This window comes from Bacillus sp. 166amftsu (genome assembly GCF_900107445.1).
GTDB lineage: Bacteria > Bacillota > Bacilli > Bacillales > Bacillaceae_G > Bacillus_A > Bacillus_A arachidis.
Genome location: NZ_FNQA01000030.1, coordinates 1 through 26314 on the forward strand (window position 1 = coordinate 1; position 26314 = coordinate 26314).

The following is a 26314-nucleotide window of genomic DNA, read 5'->3' on the forward strand; positions in this document are numbered from 1 at the left end:
TAACAAATTAAGAAAACAAGGATTTTATCAAACTACAATCCATTGTACAATCAAACATTTAAACAATCTTATTGAACAGGATCACAGGCATGTAAAGAAACGTTTTACCAAATCCGCAGGATTTCAAAATCTTCGTCATGCTTCACGTACGTTAAAAGGTATTGAGACCATTCATGCCCTATATAAACAAAGGCGAAGTCTTCAAAGAGACTCCGCTTTTTCAACGTACAATGAACTTCAACAATTATTAGCGACTTCCTAAACATTGTTCCTCATTTACCAACCTGTTTATGCTTTTTTCAAACTTTGCAACAGAACCCTCATATCCAATCAGTTGCTTAATTTTTCTGTCTAACTTTTTGGGTTCATTTCAAAAAGTCGCCTTTTATTTTGTGTTACAATTTATATGGATTATTAGGGATTTTCTTTTCTTTTTGTATCTGTAGTATTAACTGTTTTTTCTTTCCTTCAATCAATACAGTCTTTTTAAAAGTTAACAATGAAGCTATTTGTAGTAAAACATAATATATCTTTAAATCAAAACTACTATTTGCAATAATATGATCCATTACTTATGATAAACCTCCCTATTTTATAAACAAAAAATTACTTAGTTCTAATTGTAATTATATATTATCAATATTAGGTATAGGTTTCTATTCAAAATATATACTTCACTAATTAACATAATCTCACTTATTGAAGTGGATGATATAAACTATTAAATTCTCAAAAAACTGGGTTCTTTTAGCTTACGAAAGAAAGTATTTAGCATCCAGAAGTATGTATCCTATGAAAGTTAAGAGAAGAACAAGAGTAAAAAAGATTGTTTTTTGCGTTTTACTTCTATTTTTAAACCATGCCCATCTTTTGCTCTCATCCTCTAACCAAAAGTAATCAACCACAAGAAATAAAAGAACAATTAAGAAATAGAAAAAGATTTTCAGTATAATCATCTCCTTTATTATCCATAGATATACACACTTCTTTTTACTTCTATTTTATAAAAAATTACCTCTTATAAAAAGATAAACTTTTTTATTTTTCTACTATTGGAGTAACACCCTATCGCTATCAGGCTAAGAAAATACCACTACCCCCCTAACGAAAATTCTATTCATTATTGACTACTGATAATGAGACGTTATGTTACCTGAATGTGTATACTCTATACATTCAAAAATTCTAACAAATCGATTCCCTCGAATGGTACAATTAGGAAGAAAGAGGTGTGAAATTATGGATAAACGTTTAGGTTTCCTGTTTGTAGCAATTGGTATGTGTTTTCTCATGTTGACTTTGACAATGAACGTTCAGAATGTTGCGTGGACTGTGATGTTAGGGGTCAGCATTGTGTCTAATGTAACAGGGACAACTTTGTTATTCAAATACATAAGAGAGTATAAGAAACAAGCATTTTAATTGTTTTTGCATTGTTGAAAAACAGAGTAAAGGATGAAATCCCTCTCCGTTTGGGGAGGGGTTTGCTGTGTAATGGAAGGAGATTCGATTATAGTGAAAATAAATGCTTGGAATATCGCTCCATTTATTATGACAATTATAGGATTTATATTCAGCCTAAAATTTCAAGATATGGCGTATTGGGGGCGAAATGAAACAGGAATAGTAGACACATTCAGTATGACATGGTATTGGATTGGAGTAGGCTTAGCATATACCTGTACCATTACATCAATTATTCTTGTATTCCTACAGACCAAAAATACACAGCGGAGTACAATAAGCAATGTTTTGAGGTCTATTAATTTATTCATAATCACCATAACGCTGATTTGGACAACATTTGTCGTCATAGCAGGGTCTTCCGGAATGTAAAAACAACTTCCAGTAACGAATTTTACGTCAACTAGCCCCTCTTGTGGGGGCTAGTTTTTTTGCTTATCGTAGTTTTCTTAGTTTGATGGTGTGTAATGATAATAAAGTTGTTTAATTTCTACGCTATAAACACGCATAACACCGTCCGAACAATCGAACGATGTTTAGAATAATTGTTTAATTTTATTTATCCTTCTCTAATTTTTTAAAAATCCGCAACAATAAAGTTTTTTAATAAGTTAAGTATTCTTCCGCAATAGTGGAACAATTGGATGAAATTTCATTTTTTAAAATTAATTTAAAAAAGTAGTTCTCCATGATAATTCTAAGTATAAATAATATTGTAAGTAGGTTTGATAACTCCATTAGAATACTGTTTCATGTCCACTAATTTTAATTTAAGACGTGGTTTTACGCTACCAAATAGAGAAATACCTTCACCGACTATATTGGATTAACCTTTAATACTAATTGATCAATAAGTTTATGTTTAAACAACGACCCAGCCAATTCTCCGCCTCCACACAACCAAATTTTACCGTTATATTGTTTTTTGAGGTTCTTAATAACCCCTATAGCATCTCCTTTAATAAGTTCAACTTCCTCGTTTGCCTCAAACTGTATGGAGTTTGAAAATATGTAATGTTTTATGCCCTTATATCCAGGTTCACCAGGTTTAGCACCGAATTGAAACCCAAACTCATATGTTTTCCTCCCCATCAACACGGCATCGTATTCCTGAATATCTGCTAAAAAGTCTGGGACATGATCCCCCTCAAATAAAAAGAGAGAATTATTAATATTTCCTTCTATCATACCTTGATCCGCAATAAAATTGTCCAGTGAAACCGCAACATGATAAATCAATTCAGCCATTCAGTCATTCCTCCAAGATAATGAATTGCCTAATTAATTCTATGAAACCAACTTAATTTCCTTTATGTATTAATCAAACTGCTCAGTTAACTTAATAAACTTTATTTCGTTAATTGAATACCATCACTGACATTTTTAAATAACTTTATTGTAAATGTAACGACTCCTTTGGAAATTCAACAATTTTATTGTCATTTTACACCTCATTCAAAAGTTCCGCTAAAAATTTCATCTTCTTAAGAGAATGCCGTCAATGCGGCATGAAGAAAAACATATAGCCCTATTTAGGGCTTTTTTCTTTATGGGGGTCCCGCCACATCGCTATCAAGCTAAGAAATACAAATACCCCCAAAACGAGAAAATTGACATCTTCATGTGAAAATGTACATTTTTTTGTTTCGGGGGTGGTATAAAATTCTTAAGTTGATGGATGTGTAAGGTGACCCCTATAATGTCTTTTTTACACACAAAATAAAAATTAACAGACTAATAAACCCAGATACCGCACAAACAATAAATAACATTTGATATCCCATGAGTTGTGAAACAAACCCTAGAATAATCGATCCTAAACCAATCCCTAAATCAAAAGCAGTAAAAAATGTAGCGTTCGCTACACCCCTTTTCTCTGGTGGGGCTAATCGTATAGTTACTACTTGAAGAGCAGGTTGTGCCGATCCAAATCCAATTCCGTATAAAATAGCTGTAATAACTAGTCCAACAAGGCCCTTTGTCATTGCTAAGACGAATAATGCAATTATCATTATAAAAAGCGCAGGAATAATAATGATCCCTTCTCCACGCTTATCAGATATTTTCCCTGCAATCGGTCTAATGACTATAAGTGTGACAGCATAAACTAAGAAAAAAGTACCCGCATTCACTTGAATCTTTGCTGCAAACAACGGTAAAAATGTTGTTATACCACCAAAAGTAAGGGAGAGGAAAAATGTAACAATGGCAATTGGTAAAACCGTTTTTTCAAAAAAAGATATTGGTTGTTTTGCTGTACTTTGAATTGCTGGAATTTTTGTGCCCAATGCAAGTATGAATGCCATAATTGCTAATGCTGTGCATAGAAGAAATAGATAATGAAATGAAAATGATTTTGCTACCCAAAGACCTAATATTGGTCCTAAAGCCATGCCTAAAGTCATGGCAAGTCCATACCATCCCATTCCTTCTCCACGACGAGATGGTGGAATAACATCAGTCACAGCTGTTCCTATCGAAGTTGTAGCAAATGCCCAACTTACTCCATGGAGGATACGTAATACCACTAAAAATATAATTCCTGTTACCCAATCATAAAAATACATTGTAATTGCAAAGAATAGTAGTCCGCTTATTATAAATCCCCATCGACCATATCGATCCATTAATCCTCCAACAATAGGACGAAAAATGACTGCCGATATTGTAAACACTCCAATAATAAATCCAACTTGAGATTCACTTCCACCTAATTCTTTAATAAACATAGGTAGTGTTGGCATTAGTAAATAAAAACCACTAAATAGTAATAATGCTGTAATTGTCAGCATTATATAGTTTTTTGTCCATAAACGTTCCATTATAATGTAATCCTTCTTTCTATCATTTCATAAGTTGAGAATGGAAACTTTGGGTTCTTACTGCTCAAAAGTAGCGAGATAAGCGAATAAAAAAGCAGTACCACCGCTATAGAAGTGTTGGTACTGCCATATTGAGTGACAAGTGTTTTGTTAATTAGAATGTACTTGCTACTTTAATCGCTTTTTCAAGCCCTACAGCAATAATTTCTTCTGCTTTATCTGGGAATTGGTTATGACCTTCAATTACTATTTTTTCTATATCTTTTGCACCGAAGAAGCCCATCATACTTGCTACATATTTAACAGCCATTTCCATTGGGGCTTTTGGTCCTTCAGAATATACACCGCCACTTGCGTTTAATAATGCAATTTTTTTATTTCCAATAAGACCTACTGGACCTTCTGACGTATATTTAAATGTTTTTCCCGCGCGGTTTAAGTAATCAATATATGTGTGTAATACAGCTGGGATTGTTAAATTCCATAATGGGAAACCAAAAACAACTTTATCAGCTGCAAGGAATTGATCTAAATATTTATCCGCAACAGCTACTGCTTTTGCTTCTTCTTCTGTTAAATCAAATCCTCTACTAGACTTAAATGTGCCGTTAATCATATCTACTCCTACATATGGCAATTCCTCGTTGTATAAATCAAGCTCTACAATCGTCTCATTTGGATGAGATTCTTTATAACTTGCTAAAAAAGCATAATATAATTTTACGCTAACTGATTGATTTACTGGACGATTGTTTGCTTTTACAAATAAAACTGTTGTCATTCTCTGTTCCTCCTACTGTTCACTCTTACGTTGTTATATTTTTAAGGTTTATTATTACACTGTCTTTTTAAAGCTGTATTCCATGTCTCCACCTAGAGCTTCAGCTGTATCACCAGTTTCTCTGAAATCATGTGTATGAATTTGTTCAAATGGACCAAAATTTACTTGCTTATAAAATTCATAACAAGGGAATCCATCATGTGCACCTTCAATATCGACAGTACCATCTTTTTTGACATGCACAGTTAAAAGATAGTCAACAGCAGGTGCATTTATATTTAATGGGTTGCTAGCACTTGCACTCATTTGAAACTTGACGTCATTAGAACTCCATTCAATATCAGTGCATACAATACGTTCTGTACTAGCTTTTCCTGTTCTTTTATTAACGGAACCATCTGGAGTTGTAACTTTTTCCGTTGTTATACCTGTATTCCCATATGTGAAAATTTCTTTTTTGTGAAAATCTACAACTACTTCTTGTTCAATTCTAGAACGCATAGCGTTTACAGCATACGGGGTAAATTCACGTGAGTCACCTTCGAATTCGATTAAGTCTCCCGTTTGATTAGGTCCAGTCCAACCTATTGAAACCCAAGACATTGGGATAAATACACTTGCTCTAATTTTAACGATATCCGCCATGATAAACACCTCTGTAATTTTATTTTTAAGTAATACAAACCATGAATCATTGAGCAAAACAGGTCACAATTTTTTTAGAACAATCAATTGTTTTACCTTTAATACTCGCTACCGCTTGTTAAGTGTGATACTTTTTTGATTCATATTTATATTTAAATTTTCTTTTTAAAACTGTATTCCATCTCTCCAGCTAGCGCTTTTGGAGTGTCACCAGTTTCTCTGTAATCATGTGTATAGATTAATTCTAATGGACCAAAATCTGTTTGCTTATAAAATTCATAGCAAGGGAACCCATCATGAGAACCTTCAATATGCAAAGCTCCACTTTTGCTAACACGTATAGTTAATAAATAGTCAGCCGCAGGTGCTGCTGCATCTAAAGGGTTGCTAGCACTTGCCTTCATTTCAAAAGAAACTTCATTAGTGCTCCACACAACATTCGTACATACAATGTTTTCTGTACTTGTTTTTCCTTTTTTATGCTCAATAGAACCATCTGGATTTATAATTTTTACAGTTGTAATACAAGCATCTGCAAATGTGAAAATTTCTTTTTTATAAAAATCAATAATCACTTCTTGCTCCAATCTTGATCGCATTGTGTTTACGGCGTATGGTGTAAATTCACGTGCATCACCAGTATATTCTAAGATCCTTCCTGTTGCAGAATCCTTAATAGGTTCTAAGCAAGCATACGGAGCAAATACACTTCCTCTAATTTTTACGATATTAACCATGAGAAACCTCCATAATTTATTAATTTTTGTTTTGTGAATTCTATTTTTTAAAATTTAAACATAGTCAATTTGATTGACTATGTCGCATATAGTACAATAGGATTGAAATATAGTCAACACAATTGACTATATTCGAGGAGGTTTTATGTATGAATCATCAAGTATTTAGTGAATTGGATCTCACATCACTTTTATCGTTATCGTTTAGTGCATCGATTAATGAGCTACATGACAAATTGAGTAAATTAGGATTTGAAGATATTAGACCTGTACATGGTTTTATGTTTAAACGTATCATCCCTGATGGAGCAACAGGTATAGAACTGGCTGAATATTTAGGAATTACAAAGCAAGCTGTTAGTAAAATGGTGGATTTTCTTGAGAAAAGTGGTTATGTAATGCGCCAAACTCATCCAACTGATAAGAGGGGAAAAATTATTGTTTTGACCGAACGTGGTTGGTTAGTAGTGAAAGCAAAAGAGGAGATAATAGCGGAGATAGAAGAGCGCTGGATTAAAAACATAGGTACTGAACGAATGCAAATGCTCAAAGAAGATCTAACAAATTTAATTCATGAAGCAAATGAAGGTAAATTATCGTCGAGGTTAAGACCTATCTGGTAAATATAAAGCTTATAAAGAAGATTAACCGTACGTCCATTAACAACTTAAGAAACAGACAATCATCCAAACGATAAAAGTGAAAGTAAGCATTTCTCTATCTAAATGGAAACAAACTTTTCGTTATGGTGGGTCTCAAAATATTAGTTTGATGGGTATGGAGTAATTTCATCTAAAAGATTGTTTGTGGAAATAAAAACCATAAACAGGATGTTATTGGCTAAATATATAATGTTTTTAAACCAATATAACACTGTAGGGTGTATGTTGGTTTTTTTCATTTTATGTTACACTTCTTATTTTTTCCTTTGTGGGCTATAAGACTTTAACCATAATGATTATGGAATAGAATTCCTTTAGCGTAAGAAAAAATAGCTCCTATATTCCAGAAAATGTATTAACGTGGGTTTTATGTCATTTGGTTGGCGGGACCCCATGCCCATCAACTTAAGAAAACAGGTTACCCCCAAAGCGGTAAAAATATATAATAAATTTTTCAATTTAACACAAATTTATTTTAGAATTCAATAGAGTGCCTCTCAATTTAAGCGGATTTTAAGTGTTAATATTTACCTGATAATATTATAATTTATATATTGAAAATATATAAGAAACGGAGAATTATCATGCTGAATATAGATATTAATCGTTTAACTGATATTTGTTTAGAATATCAGCAGTCTAGATTTTATGTTACTAGAATACCTGAAGATTTCTTATCAATTGCAAAAAAACGTTTCTCTATACCAACGAATGATCGAATTATTGCTTTTTTAAGTTGTAATTTATTTGGCTCAGGAAAATATGGTGTTTATTTTACAAGTTCGGGTTTATATTGGAAAAATTGGTTATTAGGTAAAGGAAATATGAAATGGGATAAATTAAACGAAGTACAACAAATTGAAATTGATAAAGATGGTTTTTTATCTTTTGATGCACAAAAAAGTTTTAATATTAACGGCAGTGATTATCCACCGCAGTTATTTAAAGAATTACTTATAGCTCTTACAAATTCGTTCCACAATTCAAAGCAAAATGATATACATCCAGTTATAAAAATTGACGAGATAAAATCAATCTGCTCTTTGTTTGAGACGTACGATGAATTATTAGAACCTGATAATGGTTTATTTGTTGACAATCATATTTCAGACAAAAAGCTAAAGGAAATTTGGACACGATATATTGTTTCAAAAGAAGAAGAAATCATTGCTTTTTTAGATACCTCTGTCCTTGGTAATTTGAGTAAAGGATCGGATGGCGTATTAATTTGTCACTCGGGGATATATTTTAGAGAAACTTTTGTACACTTGTATTTCCCATGGCATGTCTTTAGGAATATCCCTATTACATTGAATTCAAACGAGCTAGAAATCGGAAAAGGCAACATATTTCATCTTCAACATGCTAGAATGTCTAGTCAAGAGATTCTATTATTCATCAAAAATTTAAAACAGCTTGTTAATACGTTATATGAGGAAAATAAGTGTTCACCCAACGCATAAGGGTCTTAATATAATTTAATATTTTATTTAATTTAATATAAAAAAACGCTATTCTTTTTGTAGAAATATACAGAAAGGGTGGCGTTTTTTATGAATCTTTCGATTCAAGGTGAACTACAACTATTTGCTAAAGAATTACACAAATATCTTACTCCTTCATTTTTAGAAAGACTTGCTAGAGAACTAGATTTTGTACAACGAAAACGTAAGTTTTCGGGTCACGATTTAGCCACTATCTGTGTTTGGATTAGTCAACGGGTAGCGAGTGATTCTTTAGTTAGACTGTGCAGTCAACTTCATGCAGCTACAGGAACTCTTATTAGTCCGGAAGGACTCAATAAACGTTTCAATAAAAAAGCTGTTTGCTTATTAAAACATATTTTCTCTGTATTATTAAAAAATAAAATTTGTGAAACATCAGTAATTCCAAGCTCTTCAAGCGCTTATTTTCAACGAATTCGTATTTTAGATGCAACGATTTTCCAAGTTCCAAAACATTTAGCTAGCGTGTATCCTGGATCAGGTGGTTGTGCACAAACAGCGGGTATAAAAATTCAGTTAGAATATGATTTACATAGTGGACAGTTTTTAAATTTTCAAGTTGAACCGGGAAAAAATAATGATAAGACCTTTGGAACAGAATGTTTAGCGACATTACGGCCAGGCGATCTATGTATTCGAGATTTAGGCTATTATTCACTGGATGATTTAGATCAAATGGACCAACGAGGCGTGTATTATATATCGCGGCTTAAACTAAATAATATGGTGTATATCAAAAATGAGTTTCCTGAATACTTTCGAAATGGGACAATAAAAAAACAATCTCAGTACATCAAAGTTGATTTAGAACAAATTATGAATACCTTAAAACCAGGACAGGTCCATGAAATAACAGACGGTTATATTGGAAAGGATAAAAAACTATTCACACGAGTTATTATGTATCGATTAACTGAAAAACAACTTCATGAGCGTATGAAAAAACAAGTGTATACGGAAAGTAAAAAGGGCATTACATATTCAGAGAAAAGCAAACGATTAGCTGGCATTAACATATATGTTACCAATACACCTTGGGAGATTGTTCCGATGGAACAAATACATGATTTTTACTCTCTTCGCTGGCAAATCGAAATTATCTTTAAAACTTGGAAATCACTCTTTCAAATCCATCATTGGCAAAATATCAAACAAGAGCGATTAGAATGTCACCTTTATGGGCAACTCATTAGTATTCTATTATGTTCTTCTACTATGTTTAAGATGCGACAGTTGATTTTACAAAAGAAACAAAAAGAATTAAGCGAATATAAAACCATTGGAATAATAAAAAATCATCTATACATCTTGTATCAGGCTATACAGCAAAACACTCAAGAAATAACAAAAATCTTGTGCCGTCTATTCATCCTCTTACTGAAAAACGGACGAAAATCTCACAGATATGAGAAGAAAACAGTTTTTGATATCCTGGGTGTTGTCTATGATTATAGTGGATTGGAAAAACAAAAGAAAATTGCATAATTTTTAAAATTGGGTTGATTGAGGTTTATTTGGTATGCTCATTTTTAAGGACAAAAAGTATTTTAAGAGTTTTTCCGTTAAAATGAACGAAAGTTCATTTTATTTGGGTTCTTAAGTTGATGGGCATGGGGTATCTCCAGTATTTTGGGAAAAAACCATGATAAGCAAAAAAATAAAATAAGCCATCCATATGGACAGCTCCTTTACATAAGTATCGTTATCAGAAGTTGTTTTTAGATGATCAGTTTTTATATTTTATAATAGTTCCGTTTATATCTTTAAACTTTAAAGTAGTCTTAATAAAATTAAATGATTCCGGGCCATCGTCTAATTTATTAGGAAGGATTATGTACCATAAACTCCATCCTTTATACTTTGATTCATTAGGTAAGTATTTATCTAAATTTATTATATGTCCCGAAGTAGATTCATAAGATATCTTGCTAATGGATGAATTTTTAAGATAACCAAAAATAACTTTTCCATTTGAAACTACAAGCGTAGGTGATATACCAGAATCTTGTATTTCTAACTCACTTACATTTTCTCCTCCGGCTGTCCCACTAACAGTCCATTTTCCATTTTTTATTTCTAAATCCGCTATTGAAATATAATTATCAGGTGTAACGAAAAAAGCTATTTTTCCATCTATTTTTATAATACGTCCTAAAGCATGATACTTATCTATTTCTGTATTACTTGTTGGTTTTAATCCTTGTTTTAATGCTTCTTGCTGTGTGTCGTATCCTTTTGAAATTGAACAGCTACTAATAATAAGAGTTAGGAAACCTAATATAAGATGTTTTCTAAGTTTTTTATACAAAAGTTTTCTCCCCTCTTATATTTTGTGAAAATATGGATTCATTACATTTTATCGCGAAAGAATTAGAATAAGTCGTACATTTTTTGATGTATATTCTATACACTTATTGTTAACATAACGTAATATTATCGGGATTCAATGTATTTAGAAGACTATTAAAAGTCCTCCAGATTGTTTAACTGGAGGACTTTCGTATTCACATAATTCTCGAAAGTGGAAGTGCGTATAGTCAGTTTATTTAACGTTTCACAAGAAAAATTACTTATTAGCTATTATCAAGAATCTTTTAGAATTTGTACAAATTCCCTTTTTAGTTCGATTATTTTCAATGAAATTGTCTAAAATATCAAAGTCCTTTTTTTCCTGACCAAAATTAGGGATAGTGGGTGTGTATTTAAGTAAGAAGACGAGGTCTTCAGCTCTTTGATAATACTCAATAGCGTTGTAATCAAAGGAGTGAACTTCAACAAAACCTGCTTCTTTTAACTCTTGAATGTATTTTTCTTTTAATGTTCCATCATCTACTCCAATAGATTGCCCGCGGCCAAATGCTTTTTTTAAATTTAATTTATCAGCTTCGCTTACTTGTTGTGTAAGAAACGTCCCGCCTTCTTTTAATACCTTTGCTACTTCTGATGCAACAAAAGGAGCATGACAACTGGAAATTACATCAAAAAAATCGTTAGGGAATTGCAAATCTTCTGATGTCATTTGTATAAATCGAACATTCGCAACACAAGATTTTTTTAAATTTGATTTGGCAGTTTTCATCATACCATTCGAATTATCTATACCAATTAATAGCAATGCCGAAGATGCGATACGTAGTATATTCTCACCGCCACCTGTACCAATATCAAGCAAAATACCATTTGGCTTACAAGCTTGTTTCACTTTTTCATAAAAATTCCACTGTACTCCTATTGAAGTGCTCTTTATTTTACTGAAATCCCAACCATTTATTTCTCCAACTCTATCATAAAAGTTTTTATATTCTAATTCATTCATTTTAAAATCCACCTTTCAAATATAAAAAACCAAGTCACATAACAGTGCCTTGGTTTCATAACTAAAAATGACTTCCTGCACTGTTCTAAGTTTTAGTTTTCAGAAAAAGGGCAGACTCCCCCCTTGATAGCTGGTACGCGTTTTTTCCAGCCCGAAAACTAATTACTTCGAACAATACGGAACGACATTCAATTCACCTCATTTGAAAGAATACATTAAGTATAATTGATAAATTAGTAACTGTAAAAATATATCTTTTCTTTTTCAACTGAAATTTCTCATTCTTTGAACAAGAAATAATGCATATCATATACATGCTCGGTTAACATAACGCATCATTATCGGTAGCAAGGAATAAGGCGGAATCTCCAATTAGGATGATGATATAATTAAGTGGGAATTTACTTTATTTTATAATTTATGAGGTGGGAAATGGACTCTTTAGAATTAAATAAATCTAAATATATTTTCTCTAACATCAAAGATATTCTGTATAAAAAGCTCATTCTTGATAAACCGATAACTAAAGATGAGGTGAAAAAATTAAACCTAGTTAATCCTACTGTATGCGAAAATGAGAAGTATCTCATACAGGCACGGTGGTTTTGTAGTATGAATATCGGAGAGTGGGAAGATGTAGAAATTATCATTCAAGGAAATAATGAAAATCCCAATGTTGAGATTATAGATATGGCAGAAAAAATATTCGATGAACTCTATCTCCATATAAGCTGTGCATTAAAATATCTACAGAAATTCTTCCCTAATCAAGAAATTAATAACTACTACCTATCCACAATATCTTTTGGAAAGATGGCTAATATTGACGATTATATATTGCCTGGTTTTAGTTTAGCGTTTATTTATGAAGGCACTTATGAGTTTCAGTATAAAGTAAAATTTAAAGACAATGGATGGCCGATCGGTTTTGAAGGTGGGCCACTTTAATAATCATAGATAATTTTTCTTACTGTGGGATTTAAAATGAAAATTAACTGTTTGTAAAAAAGTTGTAACGCTTTATTTCATACAAAAATAGTATCCACTAAGTGAACACTTCATGTTATTATGGTTAAGCTATATAAATCAGATTGATATGTAGGTGAAACTAATGGAAAACAAACAAGCTGAACAAAAGTACGACCTTAGCAAGATATACACATACAAAGAGCATCCTGATAAAATTTAAATAGACTAAACTAATAAGAGGATAGTATGTTCAATATAAGAGCATGCTATCCTCTTTCTCGTATATATTAGAATTATTAACATGATATTGAAAATATAGTTTAATATGTTTATAAAGTTATTTAAAATTTGTATTTTGTTTTAATGGTTTCGATTTTTGCAAATAATAATGTTGTTTAATTTTGGAAGCGAATATTAAAGTTTTACTTTGTTATTTCTTTATAGCTTACAACTAAATCTTCGTAATCATATCTAGGGTCTTTATCAACTTTACCATCTTTTGTTTTGACGACTTTTAGTCCACCAAACCATTGTGCTTCGTTGTATGTTTCCTCTCTTACCCATACATTGTGTTCTTTACCGTCTACCCTTACTACTAATGTCGGGTGTGTAAAGATAAAACTCTTCTCTACATGTCTACCTACAATTTCTGCATTTAATGGTGTACCTTCTTCTACCAGTTTACTATTCTGATACCCTTCGATAATAGGTAAAACCACAAATACAATGAATAGTAGTCCAAAGACGATTACTTTCTTCTTTGGACTCCATTTATTCTTTTCTCTCAATTCTTTCTGTTTTGCCTTTTCTTCTTCTCGTTCTTGTGCTAACTCCTGCATAGCTTCTTCGTAGATTGCTAATTCTTCTTCAATTTCAGCTTCGATTCTTGCTAGTTTCTCTAGCTGTTCATCGGTTGCTACCATTTCATATGCGTTTTCTCCAACCATACGCAATTCAATGCCGGTTTCTCTTACTTCTTTTAATTCTTTTTCTGTACAATCAAACTCTCTAAGGACTTCCCCTCGTTTATCTACTAGATTAACGTGAATGTTTTTCTCCTGTTTCTTTCTAAACATTTAAACTACCCCTTTATTTATCTATCTTTTTTCAATTTAAGTCTTGATAATAAAATTAGCGGTCGCTGTGATAATTGCGGCAATACCTCATTCAAAAGTTCCGCTAAAAATTTCATCTTCTTAAGAGAATGCCGTCAATGTGGCATGAAGAAAATCATATAGTCCTATCCGGGGCTTTTTCTTTATAAAATAAATAGAACCTAAAAGTAAATTATATAACAGATATTATGTGATTAAATAATTCCAGCGTTTTTAAGAAATTCTATTTCCTTTTCGTATGTATTATAAGTATATTTAATTTCATATAAAGGTATATTATGTGACTTGGCATACTCACGTTTTAATTTGTCATTCTCCACTTGAAACTCATATTGTGAATCACCACCGAACTCATCTACAGGCCTATAATGCTGTTCACCTTGACACTCAATAAGACATTTAATGATATTATCTGAACCGAGAACAGCAAAATCATAACGCAACAAGTTCTTTTTCCCTACACCATATAAGTCTTGAAACGAATATTCAACTCTATATGCTACATTATGTTCTCTCAGTATTTTTATAGTTCGCCATTGAAATGATGAAATGTTATGACAGTCACAATAAGCCTTACAATAATATCCATCTTTCGCTCTAGGTCCATAGCCATTATTTTTTATCTTAAAACCTGATGATATAAATTCATGTTCTTTACCGCACAGATAGCAACGACATCTATATAACTTATATACTTTACATTCGCCACCTTCCTTTCCGTTTCTTCCTTTATGAAATATATTAGGTTTCCCCTCATAATTTTCATCAATACATTCTAATATCTCTAATGATTCATGTGTGGTATATAAATAATCAATATCATAACTTTCATCTTTTACTCTAGGATATGAAGCTATCCTCTTTCTCTCAAGTTCCTGCTTTGCCCCACAATCATCCCCGCAATATCTATATCCTTTTCCAGAAAAATAAGTCTCAAGAAGATACTTTACTTTTCCGCATTTACACTGGCATTGGTATTTCTTACGAGACTTCCAACTTTGTATCGTTCTATCATAAACATCTACAGAATCAAAAGTATTCCCACTAATTTTTTCCCCATTTATAAACCTTTGCTTTTTTTGTTCTAGGTCTGCAGTTTTCTTTTTAGCAACTTCTTCTTGAAATACTTCAAAACCACCGATTATAGTATAACATCCATGTTTCGTTCCAATAGGCAATACACTGTCCATGTATTTCAAGCCTCCCCCATTTATAATATAGACACTAACGATCTATCGAATACTTATGTATTATATAAGAAAGCGAAAAATCTTGAAAAGGCTGCTAAAAGTACTAAGTTTACTAGATATCCTACAGGATTTGATGATGTTGCTAAATATATTAAAGAGCAAAAAAAATTGCCAGACAATTATATTACTAAAAAACAAGCAGAAGCTTTAGGATGGAAACGTAATGAAGGAAACCTCCATAAAATAGCGCCAGGAAAAAGTATTGGTGGGGATATTTTTGGAAATAAGGAAGGATTATTACCAAAATCCCCTGGTAGAACCTGGTATGAAGCTGATATTAATTATTTGTCAGGGTATCGAGGCAATGATAGAATTCTATATTCCAATGATGGATTAATTTATAAAACCTCAGACCATTACAAAACATTTACTCAAGTCAAATAGGAGCGAATTATTATGAAATTAGATGGACGAAAATTTACCAGTAAAGAGGTGCTACATAAAATATTAAAAGGGCAATTAGATCTTCCAGATTATTATGGGGAAAATGCTGATGCTCTATGGGATTGTCTAACCGGATGGATTGATACTCCTATAACCATAGAATGGGCATTCTTTGAAGAAAGTAAAAAAATGTTAGGTTCATATGCAGATTTAATTTTAGAAACCTTCCAAGATGCACAAGAAGAAATGCCAGGGCGATTTTTTATTATTGTGAAATAATAGATGTAATAAAAAGCGTATGTCCAAATTTGGATATGTGCTTTTCTATTTCGAAGTAATCCCCCCCCCAATCTTTACTCTTTGCTTATAACTAAGGGATGCAGCGATTTCTTGCTACAATTATAACAATGTATCAAAAGGTACACTTTTTGACACAGAGTAAATTTTTAAATTAATTAATTAAGCTAATTCCCGAAGGGATGGGCAAAGAAACCCATGTTTAAATATGAAAAAAGCCTCTTATTAGGGGTCACTATATTATTCTAAATTAGAATCTCTTCATAATTTCCCCTGTGAACTCCTTAGATATTTCAAAAATATCTTTTATATAAGATATTTCTTGATAAAAATTTCGTATACGTGTTGGATGGACATCATCATACACTAACTTATTAATTAAAATTATTACTAATTGCGTAAGCTTGATATATCGTAATCGAAAAAGATGGTAAAACTAAAGGTGTAATCTGGAACAATAAAGACGAATTAGAATGCTTCCACTATTCCATTGCTGACAGTGGTGTTAGGAGTCGTATTTGCATTGGACAATGGGAAGTTGAACTAAGAGAAAATAAAGATTGGATTTACATTAAAGATAAAGGTTGGATTTATTTCGACGAGTCTTATATTAGATGGATTCGATAAAAAAGTGCCGGCTCTTAATTTGATGTGCACCCCAATTGTTAGACACATTTAACAATTGGAGGTGCACTTTTTTACTATGTATTAAACTTTAGCATTCATAAGTAACTCTTTTAATTCTTCTGTAGATAATTTACTTTCTAACGCTTTACTTAAGTCAAGTATAGAAGTTTTATAATCTACTGCTACTTGTAAACTATCAGTCTTCTTTTTTTCTGCATTGTCTTTAGAACAACCTATCCCCTGCTACTAACATGATTGGTACTGCTAATAATTTGCGTTTCATTGTTATATACCCCTTTCTACTTAATTTGCTTCACCCATTTCCTTTAATTTCTTATGTGCTTCAACTATACGTTTAGATGAGTTAGACATAGTCTGTAACCCTTGATTGAGAAGAACTCGGTCTTGTTTATCTAAACCGTCTTGAGTTTGACTTACAGACTCTTTTATTAAATCCATAGATTCATTTAGAAGAGATTGTACGTCTTTATACTTTTCACCTGGTTCTAACTTCTTAACTTTCTCTGCTGTTTCTAAAAGAGGTTTCGACTTCTCTTTAAACTCTTTTGCTTTTTCTTCTACTGGTTTCTGACTTGTTAAGATGTCATTAATAACTTTTGACTCTTCTGAAATGTCTTTCATCTGATAAGCCATTTGCATTTTGTAGTCTTTCTTCTCTGCTTTGTCTGTTGCACAACCACCTAATAACATGATTGGTAGTGCTAACGTTATTAGCTTCTTTGCTCTCATCAACATATACCCCTTTGATATTGATTATTTAGATTTTCTTTCTACGTTTAATGGACTACCTGTTTCATCTATTATCTTTAACTGTCCTGCTCTAAAGAAGTCAACTTTATATTTTATTTCTGGTCTATAATCAGTTATTGGTCTGTCATCACCAGCCGTCTCTTCAATGGTAAAGATGATTTGCTTATTGTCATAATCGTACTTCCATTTACCCTTCATGTTGTTTTCTTCTTTTGAAGTTTTACCACTATTATCATAAGCTCCATATGTACCATCACTTTTAAAGTCTAAACCCACAAAGAACTTGTCACCAACGTAACTACCCCACTCACCTAATAACTCCTTACCGTCTCTAGATATTTGTACTCTAGAATCGTCATCGTAGTCACCTTTAGTAGTAGAAGTTTTTTCTATCTTTAAATCAGATACATTCATAGAATTCGGTTTCATTTCTTGTTTTTCTGTACTACAACCTACTAATAATAGAATCGGTATTGCTAATGATACGAGTTTCGTTGCTTTCATTATGCATTCCCCTTTTAGAAAGTATTGTAATTAATTAACATATTGTACCATAATATAAATCAAATAAATAATATGAATTTCCCCCTTACTTTTTGAATTCCAAATGTTTAGCATTTTGTTTTTTTATGCTCCCAATAAAATCCCGATCAAAGTAATACTTGTCCATTAAGTTATTTACAATCCCGTTGAAATAAGCGAATTTACCATTCTTCATTTTTGTTCCAGATTTAATTTTCATAACAAACTCTTTGATAGCTTTTAAGCCAATAGTAAGCTCCTGGTCTTTAGTAGGTTCTGTTGCAAAGAATATCTTATTTCAAGCTTCCAATAAAAATAGTAGTTTAAGCCAAACCATTAGCTAACGCTACTATTTTTATTTATGTTTAATTTTTTAAGAATCTTAGTGTATCGATTGAAGTATCTGACGCAAATAATTTCTTCGTATAATTAAGAAATAAATGATCTGTACACATATAAAACTTGTAAAGATAAGAATGGAATTTCCTGTAACAGATAAATCTATATACTTACGCTGCGCTAAATATTGTAATGCTCCAAAGGCCACGCTACTATGAATTATCGCAACTACAATTGGTACAAAAAATAATATACTAATTTGTTGTGTTACAATTTTCTTTAACTCTTTTTGAGTTAATCCTACTTTAGAAAGCATTTCATACTGTTTTTTGTCTCGATCTAGATCTGTAAATAGACGGAAGTACAAAAAGCTGATTGCAAACACAAAAAATACAATTCCTACTAATACACTAATAATAGAAAGAAGACCATTCGCTTGTTTTCCTTCTAACCATTTCAAATATAAGGATTCAAATTTATAAGGTGGATTCATTTTTTCGCTATCATAAGGGAACATCTTCATGAATTGTTTAGAGATATCTTCGGTTTTTGTCCAATTTTTAATTAAGAAACCATATTGTGTATATTGATTATGCTCCTGCTTTTGCAATGGTGGCGTATTGATTATTTTTTCGTAAACTGAGTCTGAGACAACAGAAATATAACCAAAGGACGGACTTAGTGCATTATCCATTAATAATTTTTTACCAGAAACATTGATACGTATATCCCCTTCCTGCAGTGTATAAGATGAAATTTCTTTTTTAAATTCATCTTGAGATTCTCCCCTAAGCCTACTTTTTGATGGAAGAATGAGGCTGTCTTGTTCATTCTGCAAAGTTTCAACAGGATACCCTAGTATTTTAGCGGATGCATTATAATCAGTAAGCTTCATGATATCTGCCGTATTTTCTGTTGTAAAAATAGTAGGAGAGATCAATTTATAGGAAAAGTCAGCATCATTTAATTGTTTTTTGATTTGAGAAATATGTGATGTTTCCTCTACGTTTCCGTTATATGATGTATAACTAAATGCATAAGGACTCTGAGATTCTGCTACAGCATTACTTCCGATGGAAAGACAAACTCCAATAGACGTAAAAGTGACAGCAGAAAGAATACTAACTAAAAATAGTGTTTTTGCATTATCCATCATTCGATAAGCCAATTCTGAAATAGTTAACAGGTTTGTTTTTTTAAAGAAAGTATGTTCACGCTTCTTCACATATTTTAGGAGATAAAAGCTAAGTTGAGTAAATAAAAAATATGTTCCTAACACACTAAAAAAGACGCAAATGAGCATGACATAAACAAAACTGTCTCCTCTCCACAATGAGGTATACAAATAAAATGCCGCAGCATATCCAATCGCGATGAAAAGAATAGAGAGTAACGCTAACCACTTAGATGACTTAGGCTCTTGTTTTGGTTTTTCTTCTGATTTCATCAATTCAATTAACTGAGATACCTTCATCATTCTTGCAGTAAAAACAGAAACGAGTATAAATAAGATTAGGAACGAAAGACATGTCACTACAATTGCCTTTGTTGGTAGATAAAATAACAAGCGACCTTTTAATGCTAAAAGATTTGCACTTGCTAATAAGACTATTTTTCCAAAAATAAGTCCAATTCCAATCCCAGCAATAATAGCACAACATCCAATTAACATATTTTCGATAAAAATTAATCTCTTTAACTGAGAATTCGTCATACCAAGAAGAATCACAACTCCAAATTCACGCTTTCTTGTTTTTAAAAACGCATTAACAGAATACAAAATAAAGAAAAAAGAGAAAAACATAATTAAATATTGAGCAATCTTAAATCCTTGCGTCCCTAAGGCTGTCATCGTTGCACTTGTTGATGCAATTTTCCCACTAAAGTAAGGATGAAAAGCAAGTAATTCAAAAGTAAAAAATATCATAACAGCAAATGTGCTACTCAAAAAATGGCCGAGATATAACCTTTTATTACGTATCACATTATTACTAGCGAATTGACGAAAATTCATTGTGATTTCCCCCTAATAATGACAATACATCTATAATTTTTTGATAAAAAGTTGGACGATTCTCACCGCAATAAATTTCATTATAAAATTTTCCATCTTTAATAAAGACAATTCGATCACAATAACTAGCGGCTATTGGATCATGTGTAACTAACATCATTGTTACCTGTTGTTCTTTATTTAATTTCTTTAATAATTCCATCACATCACTAGCAGCTTTTGAATCTAAATTTCCTGTCGGTTCATCCGCAAGAACTAATTGAGGAGAATGAATAAGTGCACGCGCAATGGCTGTCCGTTGAGCTTGTCCTCCAGAAATTTCATATGGTCGTTTATGTAAAATCTTTTCAATCCCCAATTGTCTAGAAATAGATTCTACTTGTTTATTCATCTCTTCCAAATTCACATTATCTAATGTAAGCGGCAGAACAATATTTTCTTTCACTGTTAATGTATTCAACAGGTTAAATGACTGAAAAATAAATCCTAATTCACGGCGTCGAAATAACGCCAAATCATTAGTAGCCAAATGATAAGGGTTCTTTCCATTAATCAATACTTCCCCTGATGTTGGAGCGTCAATGGTAGAAACCATATTGAGTAAAGTAGTTTTTCCGCTTCCTGATGGTCCCATAATCCCTACAAACTCACCCTTATTGATTGTTAAATTAATATTTGAAAGTGCTTCATACAATACTTTCCCAGTATACGTTTTATTTAATTCACGAACCTTTAATGTTTCCATACAATAAGTCTCCTTTATCTTTTTTCTTTTCGAAATAAGTGTAATGCATATAATTTATTTCTCATATTGAATAGTCTTTCATTTATCTAACAACTTTGTAATGTTTCTGAAAATAAAAAAAAGAAGATGAATCATCTTCTAATAAGCAGTATGAGAAAAAATAATACGAACTGCAGTGCCTACCCCTATTTCCGACTCTATTTCAATATCATGTCCTAGTTTTTTAATAATATTTTGAACAAGGTACAGCCCCATTCCTGTTGATTCTTTAAATTTCCGACCATTTTCTCCTGTATAAAACGGCTGAAATACACGCGGTAAATCTGCTTTTGGAATCCCAACACCACGATCCTGTATTTCAAGAGTTAACGTTCGATTATTAGTAAAAGCAGATATTGTTATATTTTCTTTACTTCCCATTGAATATTTAATTGCATTAGATATTATCTGATTCAGAATAAACCGAAGCCATTTTTTATCTGTTTCCACTGTAAAATCTTGTTCTATTTCTACCTTTGGATACACATAACTTCTAATGAAGAAACGTTTATTTTCATGAATCACTTCATCAATAACTTTTCGTAGTGAGACTTTTTCTACACAAAAATCTTGTTCAAATGTTTCTAAACGCGCCATGTATAAGACCATTTCCAGTCCTGTTCGCATCCGATCTACTTCCTCACTAATGCTTTCAAAACGTTCATCATTTGCATCCTGTGTAATTAATTCAATTACCGATAAAGGGGTTTTCATTTGATGAACCCATTGATTTAAAAAGGTGAGATGTTCTTCTTGCTTATGCTCCCAAGTCTTTAGTGTTTGCTCATAATGACTATATTGCTTTTCTAACACCTGCTGTAATGCAATAGATACCGGAGAAGAATCTAATTCTTTCAGTGATTCATTTAACATTTTGGGAGGATGAGATAATGTCTCATAAAATCTACGATGGTTATAATAACGATATATTAAATATCCCATTACAAAGCATGTCCCTAAAAACACACTATACAAAGCAGTTAATAGATTTGTATACCCATCTAACCAATATACTAACAGCGTGACAAATAACTGAATCACAGAAAAACAAATAAAGGGTAATTGGTCCTTTACAAATAACCGCATCACACAGTCTCCTCATCTGCCCATGTTATCTTTAGACGATATCCATTACTACGTACAGTTTCTAATGCACCATCAATCCCAATTTCCTGCAACTTTTTACGAACACGTGTAATATTGACACTTAGTGTATTATCATCAACATAAGAGGAATCATTCCACAATTTTTCTAAGATAGCTTCGCGACTTACAATACTTGGACAGCGTTGCAATAATATTGTTAACAAGGAATTTTCATTTTTTGTAAGAGGTACTATTTTTCCGTTTAACTCCATTTCAGATCTTTCTGGGTAAAGAATTAAACCAGATTTCTGTATTGCTCTTTCTTCTATTTTTGGAGCATAGTCACCGTATACACGCCGAAGCTGACTTCGTATCTTTGCGATTAAAATCTCATGGTGAAATGGTTTTGTAATGTAATCATCCGCTCCATAGTCTAATGCCATGACTTGCTCCATTTCCCCACTACGTGCTGATATAAAAATAATTGGACAAGTAGACAAAGTTCGAATTTGACGACACCAGTAATATCCATCAAAACTAGGAAGATTAATATCAAGTAAAACCACATGCGGTTGAATAGTCTGAAATACTTCTAGAATATTTTCAAAATCTGTCGCAATGATTCCCGTATAACCATATTTATTAATGTGTGATTGAAGCAACTCTGCAATTTTCGTATCATCTTCTACAATCATAACTTTATACATATATTATTTTCCTTTACTTATATATTTTTAATATGGATAAATGTAACATATTCTAAAACATTTTTTGATACTTTAAATTGATTTCAGACTCTAATTAAATTTTTGATTTATTTGCTTAGTTTCATTACACCACCTTTTCTTTGAATGATATTTATATTTTACATATATGGGGACACTTTATCATGCCCATCAACTTAAGAAATTAATTGTTCCCCCAAAACGAAAAAAATGAGCTGAATTCTATAAATAACTATTAAAAGGTGAAATTTTCATTTTTGGGTGGTTCCAAATCCTTAGCTTGATGAACATGAGGCATCGCTAGCATTTCGGAGAGTAACCACGATTAGGATTATTTACATAGTAACAAATTCCAAAAAAGAAGACGGTAAACCCGTCTCCTTTATCTATTACCATGGAAAATCAGCTGTGTTGAAAAAAAGTTCGATTAAAAATAGCATACAATTCGAGTCAAATGCTAAACATCAAAATTAGCATTTTGGGAAAGTCTCACGTACTGACCATTTCTTTCATCTCTAATGACAGCTCCTAACTGAGCTAAATCTTCTCGTAGATATTTAGCATCTTCTTTTTTCTTTTCTTTCAATGCACGGTCTCTAGCATAAAGTAATACATTAATTTTTTCAGGGAAATTGGTATTTCCTAAAGCCCATCGCTCATATTCGCTACCAAATGGATCCGTTTCATTCCATGGATACTGATGCTTATTAAAAGCTTCTCGTACCGTCTCCTTCTTCACTTCAATAACTTCTCTATATAATTCATTACTTTTTTGCCCAAGGATAATTAATTGCTTATTTTCTATATAGATTACTAAAATGTCCTTTTTTTTAATGATATTTATTTTATCTCCAAATTTCAGCCGCAAATTATTGTAGGAAATTGTGACTTCGAGACTCTCATTTAAAATAATAAAACCCAAAAATAAACCTGCTATTGTTCCAATAACGGTGGCAATACTTGGAACCCATAAGCTGTTAAAGAATGTAATAAGTAAAATTAACTTCTCCATTGGAACTACTGGAAGTTTTAGTATCCAATTGGCAATGATGGGAACAAACCACCCAACCAAACCGCCTAATATCATTGGTACTAAAACAATAATTGCTTTTTGGGGCTTACTATGTCCAAGAAATGTTTCGTTTTCTATCATAATCCCTATCCTCTCTATTAAATTAGTTATAAACAATATTTTGGAATTATATATCGACGTATAAGTCGCTGGTATGCAGAATACAACATGGCCGCTACTGGCTTAGTCTCTTTGGTTTAATCCTTTCATGTGTCAGGAAAAGTCCCTGATCGCTTCTGGGCACGGCCAGATGCCTCGTCCTCCCCTAAAAAGAAAGGGGTTTTATGTCATTTTATTAACTTATATATAAATGATCTTTTGTTTTCATTATTTAACTATTTTCAATATGCTTTTTATCATTTCTTCACTATAATCTTCTAAACACATTTCACTTTGGGAAGATATCAAAGATTCCGATATCGAACCTTGAATAATTGTTGCGGTCACTTGAATATTAAAATCTCCAAATTCTTTTGATTCCTGCCCCTGTAAGAGAATTTCTTGTAATAAACCCTTTATTAAATCTTCTTCATCGTCTTCTAGTAAATAATAAGGAATATAATCTGGTGTTCGTGCATTAAAAACTATTTCAATTAAAGCGATATTATTTGTTCGGTTTATAGCCTGATAAGCTAAACTTGCTTCGATAAATGCTTTTAATTTTTCTGTATACGTTTGTTTTTGACTAACTCTTGCATTAATAAATAACCATTCTTGTTCAACTAAATACATTAAAGTATTGTTCATCAAATCTTCTTTACCAGAAAAGTGATAAGAAATTAATCCTGTACTTATGTTTGCTTTTTTTGCTATTTTCGACAAACTTGTACTTACATACCCAACTTCTCTTAAAACTTCAACAGCGGCCTTAATTATTTGTTCTCTTCTTGCTTCTGTTATAAAAGATTGTCTATCTTCCATAAGAATTACCACCTTATAAATTTTTCATCGTTTTTAATTGCACAATCATTTTTTTGATTGAACGTTCAATTAATTAGATTTTATATTTTTTTCCTATTCTTGTCAAATCTAATTAAGAGATTTTAATATCTTCAAATACCAAAAAACGTTATCCTTTTTAAACAAGTTAAATTAGAAAGGATGACGTTTTTTTATGAATCTCTCGATTCAAGATGAACTACAGCCATTTGCGGAAGAATTACAACGATTATGCGTTGGGTGCATCAATATGGACCTGAATTAGATGAAAGAGTACGACGTCATCTTAAGACAACAAAGGATTCCTGGAGAGTCGATGAAACGTATGTGAAAGTAAAAGGGCAATGGATGTATTTATATCGTGCAGTCGATTCAGACGGAAATACCATTGATTTTTATCTAAGTGAATCAAGAGATAAACAAGCAGCCAAGCGCTTTTTCAAGAAAGCCTTGGCTGCTTCTCATATTTGTAAACCTCGCGTAATAACAGTAGATAAGAACCCTGCCTATCCTGTAGCAATTCAAGAATTAAAAGAAGAGAAACGTATGCCTGAAGGCATACAACTAAGGCAAGTTAAATATCTCAATAATATAGTGGAACAAGATCACCGTTTCATTAAGAAACGTGTACGTTCTATGTTAGGATTCAAGTCATATGAAACAGCCACTTCTATATTGAGTGGCGTTGAAACCATGCATATGATGAAAAAAGGACAACTTCACTTACAGGTGAAGTCTGCACAAAATGACGTTAGATTCATACATAAATTATTTGGAATTGTATCATAATCTACCATTGAACAGTCTATGCAGGTTTCCATGCCTCTATCAAATGATTTTTGCACCAGAACCGTAATTTTAAATAAACTTTTCAATATGATTCCTCAGGAAACTTCCGATGCAATTGAGAATACTAGAGACAAAATCTTGATGTGGCAACCAAATATTAAAGTAGATAAAAAGACGCTAAGAGACCTTTATGATGCAGCTATAGAAGAGAAAACTGTAAATATCTTATAATGAAACAACAGAAGATGAAATCTATAGAGAGATAGAACCTACGGGCTTATATGTATATAACGGGTATTGGTATTGTCCTGCTTACTGTAGAATGAGAAGAGGCATAAGGCTTTTCAGAGTAGATCGAATTAAAAAAACAATCATTAATTCTAACTCTCATTCCACTAATATCCATTTGAATGTTAAAGAATGGTTGTATTCTGAGTATGAATCTAATCCCATAAAGCTCGAAGTGAGTTTAAACAAAGAGGGAAAAAGAAAAGCTGAGAGCATATCATGGTTAAGAGATAATATGGAATATAATTCGGATGGAACCGCGAAAATAACAAAGAATATTAACCCTTCAGAAGAGTGGTTTTATGTTGAACTACTTTGGAGTATTGGACCTGAAGCAGAAATAATAGAACCTGATTTCATAAAAAATAAGCTTATTGAAAGGGCTAAATCAGTGATAACAAAATATCATGA

Annotated in this window: 27 protein-coding genes and 5 pseudogenes; 13 read left to right on the top strand and 19 right to left on the bottom strand. The window is 32.0% G+C overall.

The window, feature by feature from the left end:
* On the top strand, window positions 1-262 hold a 262-nt coding region (locus BLV40_RS25895; protein WP_139265621.1), incomplete at its 5' end, for a DDE-type integrase/transposase/recombinase.
* A gap of 133 nt (window positions 263-395) precedes the next feature.
* On the opposite strand, the gene BLV40_RS28745 is transcribed toward BLV40_RS25895, so the two are convergent.
* Window positions 396-569, bottom strand: a complete 174-nt coding sequence (locus BLV40_RS28745; protein ID WP_170833716.1) for a hypothetical protein — start codon at window positions 567-569, stop codon at window positions 396-398.
* 670 nt (window positions 570-1239) lie between these two features.
* On the opposite strand from BLV40_RS28745, the gene BLV40_RS25905 reads away from it, so the two are divergent.
* Window positions 1240-1422: a hypothetical protein gene (locus BLV40_RS25905; protein WP_090695392.1), complete on the top strand. Its 183-nt coding sequence runs from the start codon at window positions 1240-1242 to the stop codon at window positions 1420-1422.
* A gap of 739 nt (window positions 1423-2161) precedes the next feature.
* Here BLV40_RS25905 and BLV40_RS25915 read toward each other — a convergent pair.
* Window positions 2162-2712 (bottom strand): annotated as a pseudogene (locus BLV40_RS25915) (dihydrofolate reductase family protein).
* A 197-nt stretch (window positions 2713-2909) separates the two neighbouring features.
* On the opposite strand from BLV40_RS25915, the pseudogene BLV40_RS29500 reads away from it, so the two are divergent.
* Window positions 2910-2990: pseudogene (locus tag BLV40_RS29500) on the top strand (hypothetical protein); the annotation flags it as partial.
* Between the two features lie 168 nt (window positions 2991-3158).
* Here the strand turns inward: BLV40_RS29500 and BLV40_RS25920 are convergent.
* The 4 genes from BLV40_RS25920 to BLV40_RS25935 all read right to left on the bottom strand — a co-directional run bounded on the left by BLV40_RS25920 (window position 3159) and on the right by BLV40_RS25935 (window position 6449).
* On the bottom strand, window positions 3159-4286 hold the full coding sequence (locus BLV40_RS25920) for an MFS transporter (RefSeq protein ID WP_090695399.1): 1128 nt from the start codon (window positions 4284-4286) through the stop codon (window positions 3159-3161).
* A 154-nt stretch (window positions 4287-4440) separates the two neighbouring features.
* Complete coding sequence (locus tag BLV40_RS25925) at window positions 4441-5067, bottom strand: FMN-dependent NADH-azoreductase (RefSeq protein ID WP_090695405.1); 627 nt, start codon at window positions 5065-5067, stop codon at window positions 4441-4443.
* Between the two features lie 54 nt (window positions 5068-5121).
* Window positions 5122-5712: a DUF3238 domain-containing protein gene (locus BLV40_RS25930; RefSeq protein WP_090695409.1), complete on the bottom strand. Its 591-nt coding sequence runs from the start codon at window positions 5710-5712 to the stop codon at window positions 5122-5124.
* Window positions 5713-5864: 152 nt separating this feature from the next.
* Complete coding sequence (locus tag BLV40_RS25935) at window positions 5865-6449, bottom strand: DUF3238 domain-containing protein (protein WP_090695411.1); 585 nt, start codon at window positions 6447-6449, stop codon at window positions 5865-5867.
* Window positions 6450-6598: 149 nt separating this feature from the next.
* Here BLV40_RS25935 and BLV40_RS25940 point away from each other — a divergent pair, with 149 nt between their 5' ends.
* From BLV40_RS25940 to BLV40_RS25950, 3 genes are all read left to right on the top strand, one after another.
* Entirely contained in the window at window positions 6599-7072 is a 474-nt protein-coding gene (locus BLV40_RS25940) for a MarR family winged helix-turn-helix transcriptional regulator (RefSeq protein WP_090695416.1), read from the top strand.
* Between the two features lie 623 nt (window positions 7073-7695).
* The gene (locus BLV40_RS25945; protein ID WP_139265622.1) at window positions 7696-8574 is read left to right on the top strand and encodes a hypothetical protein; all 879 of its coding nucleotides are present in this window, start codon (window positions 7696-7698) and stop codon (window positions 8572-8574) included.
* A gap of 90 nt (window positions 8575-8664) precedes the next feature.
* On the top strand, window positions 8665-10101 hold the full coding sequence (locus BLV40_RS25950; RefSeq protein ID WP_090695419.1) for an IS4 family transposase: 1437 nt from the start codon (window positions 8665-8667) through the stop codon (window positions 10099-10101).
* A 241-nt stretch (window positions 10102-10342) separates the two neighbouring features.
* Here BLV40_RS25950 and BLV40_RS25955 read toward each other — a convergent pair whose 3' ends face one another.
* Together BLV40_RS25955 and BLV40_RS25960 are read right to left on the bottom strand one after the other, a co-directional pair.
* The gene (locus BLV40_RS25955; RefSeq protein WP_090695421.1) at window positions 10343-10924 is read right to left on the bottom strand and encodes a hypothetical protein; all 582 of its coding nucleotides are present in this window, start codon (window positions 10922-10924) and stop codon (window positions 10343-10345) included.
* 258 nt (window positions 10925-11182) lie between these two features.
* Complete coding sequence (locus tag BLV40_RS25960; RefSeq protein WP_090695425.1) at window positions 11183-11932, bottom strand: class I SAM-dependent methyltransferase; 750 nt, start codon at window positions 11930-11932, stop codon at window positions 11183-11185.
* Window positions 11933-12364: 432 nt separating this feature from the next.
* Here BLV40_RS25960 and BLV40_RS25965 point away from each other — a divergent pair, with 432 nt between their 5' ends.
* On the top strand, window positions 12365-12880 hold the full coding sequence (locus BLV40_RS25965) for a hypothetical protein (protein ID WP_090695429.1): 516 nt from the start codon (window positions 12365-12367) through the stop codon (window positions 12878-12880).
* A 443-nt stretch (window positions 12881-13323) separates the two neighbouring features.
* Here BLV40_RS25965 and BLV40_RS25975 read toward each other — a convergent pair whose 3' ends face one another.
* Window positions 13324-13977: a hypothetical protein gene (locus tag BLV40_RS25975; protein ID WP_139265623.1), complete on the bottom strand. Its 654-nt coding sequence runs from the start codon at window positions 13975-13977 to the stop codon at window positions 13324-13326.
* 60 nt (window positions 13978-14037) lie between these two features.
* On the opposite strand from BLV40_RS25975, the pseudogene BLV40_RS29505 reads away from it, so the two are divergent.
* Window positions 14038-14139, top strand: a pseudogene (locus BLV40_RS29505) (hypothetical protein); the annotation flags it as partial.
* 71 nt (window positions 14140-14210) lie between these two features.
* Here BLV40_RS29505 and BLV40_RS25985 read toward each other — a convergent pair.
* Window positions 14211-15206 carry a hypothetical protein gene (locus tag BLV40_RS25985; RefSeq protein ID WP_090695432.1) on the bottom strand — a complete coding sequence of 332 codons (996 nt, stop codon included), beginning with the start codon at window positions 15204-15206 and terminating at the stop codon, window positions 14211-14213.
* On the opposite strand from BLV40_RS25985, the gene BLV40_RS25990 reads away from it, so the two are divergent.
* Both BLV40_RS25990 and BLV40_RS25995 read left to right on the top strand, forming a co-directional pair.
* Window positions 15174-15650 carry a ribonuclease domain-containing protein gene (locus tag BLV40_RS25990; RefSeq protein ID WP_090695434.1) on the top strand — a complete coding sequence of 159 codons (477 nt, stop codon included), beginning with the start codon at window positions 15174-15176 and terminating at the stop codon, window positions 15648-15650. The two genes, BLV40_RS25985 and BLV40_RS25990, sit on opposite strands and share 33 nt — an antisense overlap.
* A gap of 12 nt (window positions 15651-15662) precedes the next feature.
* Entirely contained in the window at window positions 15663-15929 is a 267-nt protein-coding gene (locus BLV40_RS25995) for a barstar family protein (protein WP_090695437.1), read from the top strand.
* Window positions 15930-16877: 948 nt separating this feature from the next.
* Here BLV40_RS25995 and BLV40_RS26015 read toward each other — a convergent pair.
* The 9 genes and pseudogenes from BLV40_RS26015 to BLV40_RS26055 form a co-directional block, all read right to left on the bottom strand.
* On the bottom strand, window positions 16878-17324 hold the full coding sequence (locus BLV40_RS26015) for a hypothetical protein (RefSeq protein ID WP_026593177.1): 447 nt from the start codon (window positions 17322-17324) through the stop codon (window positions 16878-16880).
* A gap of 24 nt (window positions 17325-17348) precedes the next feature.
* Window positions 17349-17849: a DUF3994 domain-containing protein gene (locus BLV40_RS26020; protein ID WP_090695440.1), complete on the bottom strand. Its 501-nt coding sequence runs from the start codon at window positions 17847-17849 to the stop codon at window positions 17349-17351.
* A gap of 85 nt (window positions 17850-17934) precedes the next feature.
* Window positions 17935-18138: pseudogene (locus BLV40_RS29515) on the bottom strand (hypothetical protein); the annotation flags it as partial.
* Window positions 18139-18249: 111 nt separating this feature from the next.
* Entirely contained in the window at window positions 18250-20220 is a 1971-nt protein-coding gene (locus BLV40_RS26030; protein ID WP_090695443.1) for an FtsX-like permease family protein, read from the bottom strand.
* Window positions 20198-20965 carry an ABC transporter ATP-binding protein gene (locus BLV40_RS26035; RefSeq protein ID WP_090695446.1) on the bottom strand — a complete coding sequence of 256 codons (768 nt, stop codon included), beginning with the start codon at window positions 20963-20965 and terminating at the stop codon, window positions 20198-20200. Before BLV40_RS26035 ends, BLV40_RS26030 begins: the two co-directional genes overlap by 23 nt.
* Before the next feature lie 138 nt (window positions 20966-21103).
* Complete coding sequence (locus BLV40_RS26040; RefSeq protein WP_090695450.1) at window positions 21104-22090, bottom strand: sensor histidine kinase; 987 nt, start codon at window positions 22088-22090, stop codon at window positions 21104-21106.
* Window positions 22090-22797, bottom strand: a complete 708-nt coding sequence (locus BLV40_RS26045) for a response regulator transcription factor (RefSeq protein ID WP_090695453.1) — start codon at window positions 22795-22797, stop codon at window positions 22090-22092. Before BLV40_RS26045 ends, BLV40_RS26040 begins: the two co-directional genes overlap by 1 nt.
* A 475-nt stretch (window positions 22798-23272) precedes the next feature.
* Window positions 23273-23968: a YqeB family protein gene (locus BLV40_RS26050; RefSeq protein ID WP_090695457.1), complete on the bottom strand. Its 696-nt coding sequence runs from the start codon at window positions 23966-23968 to the stop codon at window positions 23273-23275.
* A gap of 246 nt (window positions 23969-24214) precedes the next feature.
* Window positions 24215-24808, bottom strand: coding sequence for a TetR/AcrR family transcriptional regulator (locus BLV40_RS26055; RefSeq protein ID WP_090695461.1), 594 nt, complete (start codon window positions 24806-24808; stop codon window positions 24215-24217).
* 240 nt (window positions 24809-25048) lie between these two features.
* On the opposite strand from BLV40_RS26055, the pseudogene BLV40_RS26060 reads away from it, so the two are divergent.
* The 3 genes and pseudogenes from BLV40_RS26060 to BLV40_RS26065 form a co-directional block, all read left to right on the top strand.
* Window positions 25049-25615 (top strand): annotated as a pseudogene (locus BLV40_RS26060) (IS6 family transposase); the annotation flags it as partial.
* Window positions 25616-25633: 18 nt separating this feature from the next.
* Entirely contained in the window at window positions 25634-25846 is a 213-nt protein-coding gene (locus tag BLV40_RS29520; protein WP_244525458.1) for a hypothetical protein, read from the top strand.
* Window positions 25847-25877: 31 nt separating this feature from the next.
* A partial coding sequence (locus BLV40_RS26065) for a helix-turn-helix transcriptional regulator (RefSeq protein WP_244525459.1) occupies window positions 25878-26314 on the top strand: 437 nt, incomplete at its 3' end.

Coding starts and splice junctions, on each gene's coding strand:
- BLV40_RS28745 (WP_170833716.1), bottom strand. CDS start 569: ATGGATCATATTATTGCAAATAGTAGTTTTGATTTAAAGATATATTAT.
- BLV40_RS25905 (WP_090695392.1), top strand. CDS start 1,240: ATGGATAAACGTTTAGGTTTCCTGTTTGTAGCAATTGGTATGTGTTTT.
- BLV40_RS25920 (WP_090695399.1), bottom strand. CDS start 4,286: ATGGAACGTTTATGGACAAAAAACTATATAATGCTGACAATTACAGCA.
- BLV40_RS25925 (WP_090695405.1), bottom strand. CDS start 5,067: ATGACAACAGTTTTATTTGTAAAAGCAAACAATCGTCCAGTAAATCAA.
- BLV40_RS25930 (WP_090695409.1), bottom strand. CDS start 5,712: ATGGCGGATATCGTTAAAATTAGAGCAAGTGTATTTATCCCAATGTCT.
- BLV40_RS25935 (WP_090695411.1), bottom strand. CDS start 6,449: ATGGTTAATATCGTAAAAATTAGAGGAAGTGTATTTGCTCCGTATGCT.
- BLV40_RS25940 (WP_090695416.1), top strand. CDS start 6,599: ATGAATCATCAAGTATTTAGTGAATTGGATCTCACATCACTTTTATCG.
- BLV40_RS25945 (WP_139265622.1), top strand. CDS start 7,696: ATGCTGAATATAGATATTAATCGTTTAACTGATATTTGTTTAGAATAT.
- BLV40_RS25950 (WP_090695419.1), top strand. CDS start 8,665: ATGAATCTTTCGATTCAAGGTGAACTACAACTATTTGCTAAAGAATTA.
- BLV40_RS25960 (WP_090695425.1), bottom strand. CDS start 11,932: ATGAATGAATTAGAATATAAAAACTTTTATGATAGAGTTGGAGAAATA.
- BLV40_RS25965 (WP_090695429.1), top strand. CDS start 12,365: ATGGACTCTTTAGAATTAAATAAATCTAAATATATTTTCTCTAACATC.
- BLV40_RS25975 (WP_139265623.1), bottom strand. CDS start 13,977: ATGTTTAGAAAGAAACAGGAGAAAAACATTCACGTTAATCTAGTAGAT.
- BLV40_RS25990 (WP_090695434.1), top strand. CDS start 15,174: ATGTTTCGTTCCAATAGGCAATACACTGTCCATGTATTTCAAGCCTCC.
- BLV40_RS25985 (WP_090695432.1), bottom strand. CDS start 15,206: ATGGACAGTGTATTGCCTATTGGAACGAAACATGGATGTTATACTATA.
- BLV40_RS25995 (WP_090695437.1), top strand. CDS start 15,663: ATGAAATTAGATGGACGAAAATTTACCAGTAAAGAGGTGCTACATAAA.
- BLV40_RS26015 (WP_026593177.1), bottom strand. CDS start 17,324: ATGAGAGCAAAGAAGCTAATAACGTTAGCACTACCAATCATGTTATTA.
- BLV40_RS26020 (WP_090695440.1), bottom strand. CDS start 17,849: ATGAAAGCAACGAAACTCGTATCATTAGCAATACCGATTCTATTATTA.
- BLV40_RS26030 (WP_090695443.1), bottom strand. CDS start 20,220: ATGAATTTTCGTCAATTCGCTAGTAATAATGTGATACGTAATAAAAGG.
- BLV40_RS26035 (WP_090695446.1), bottom strand. CDS start 20,965: ATGGAAACATTAAAGGTTCGTGAATTAAATAAAACGTATACTGGGAAA.
- BLV40_RS26040 (WP_090695450.1), bottom strand. CDS start 22,090: ATGCGGTTATTTGTAAAGGACCAATTACCCTTTATTTGTTTTTCTGTG.
- BLV40_RS26045 (WP_090695453.1), bottom strand. CDS start 22,797: ATGTATAAAGTTATGATTGTAGAAGATGATACGAAAATTGCAGAGTTG.
- BLV40_RS26050 (WP_090695457.1), bottom strand. CDS start 23,968: ATGATAGAAAACGAAACATTTCTTGGACATAGTAAGCCCCAAAAAGCA.
- BLV40_RS26055 (WP_090695461.1), bottom strand. CDS start 24,808: ATGGAAGATAGACAATCTTTTATAACAGAAGCAAGAAGAGAACAAATA.
- BLV40_RS29520 (WP_244525458.1), top strand. CDS start 25,634: ATGCAGGTTTCCATGCCTCTATCAAATGATTTTTGCACCAGAACCGTA.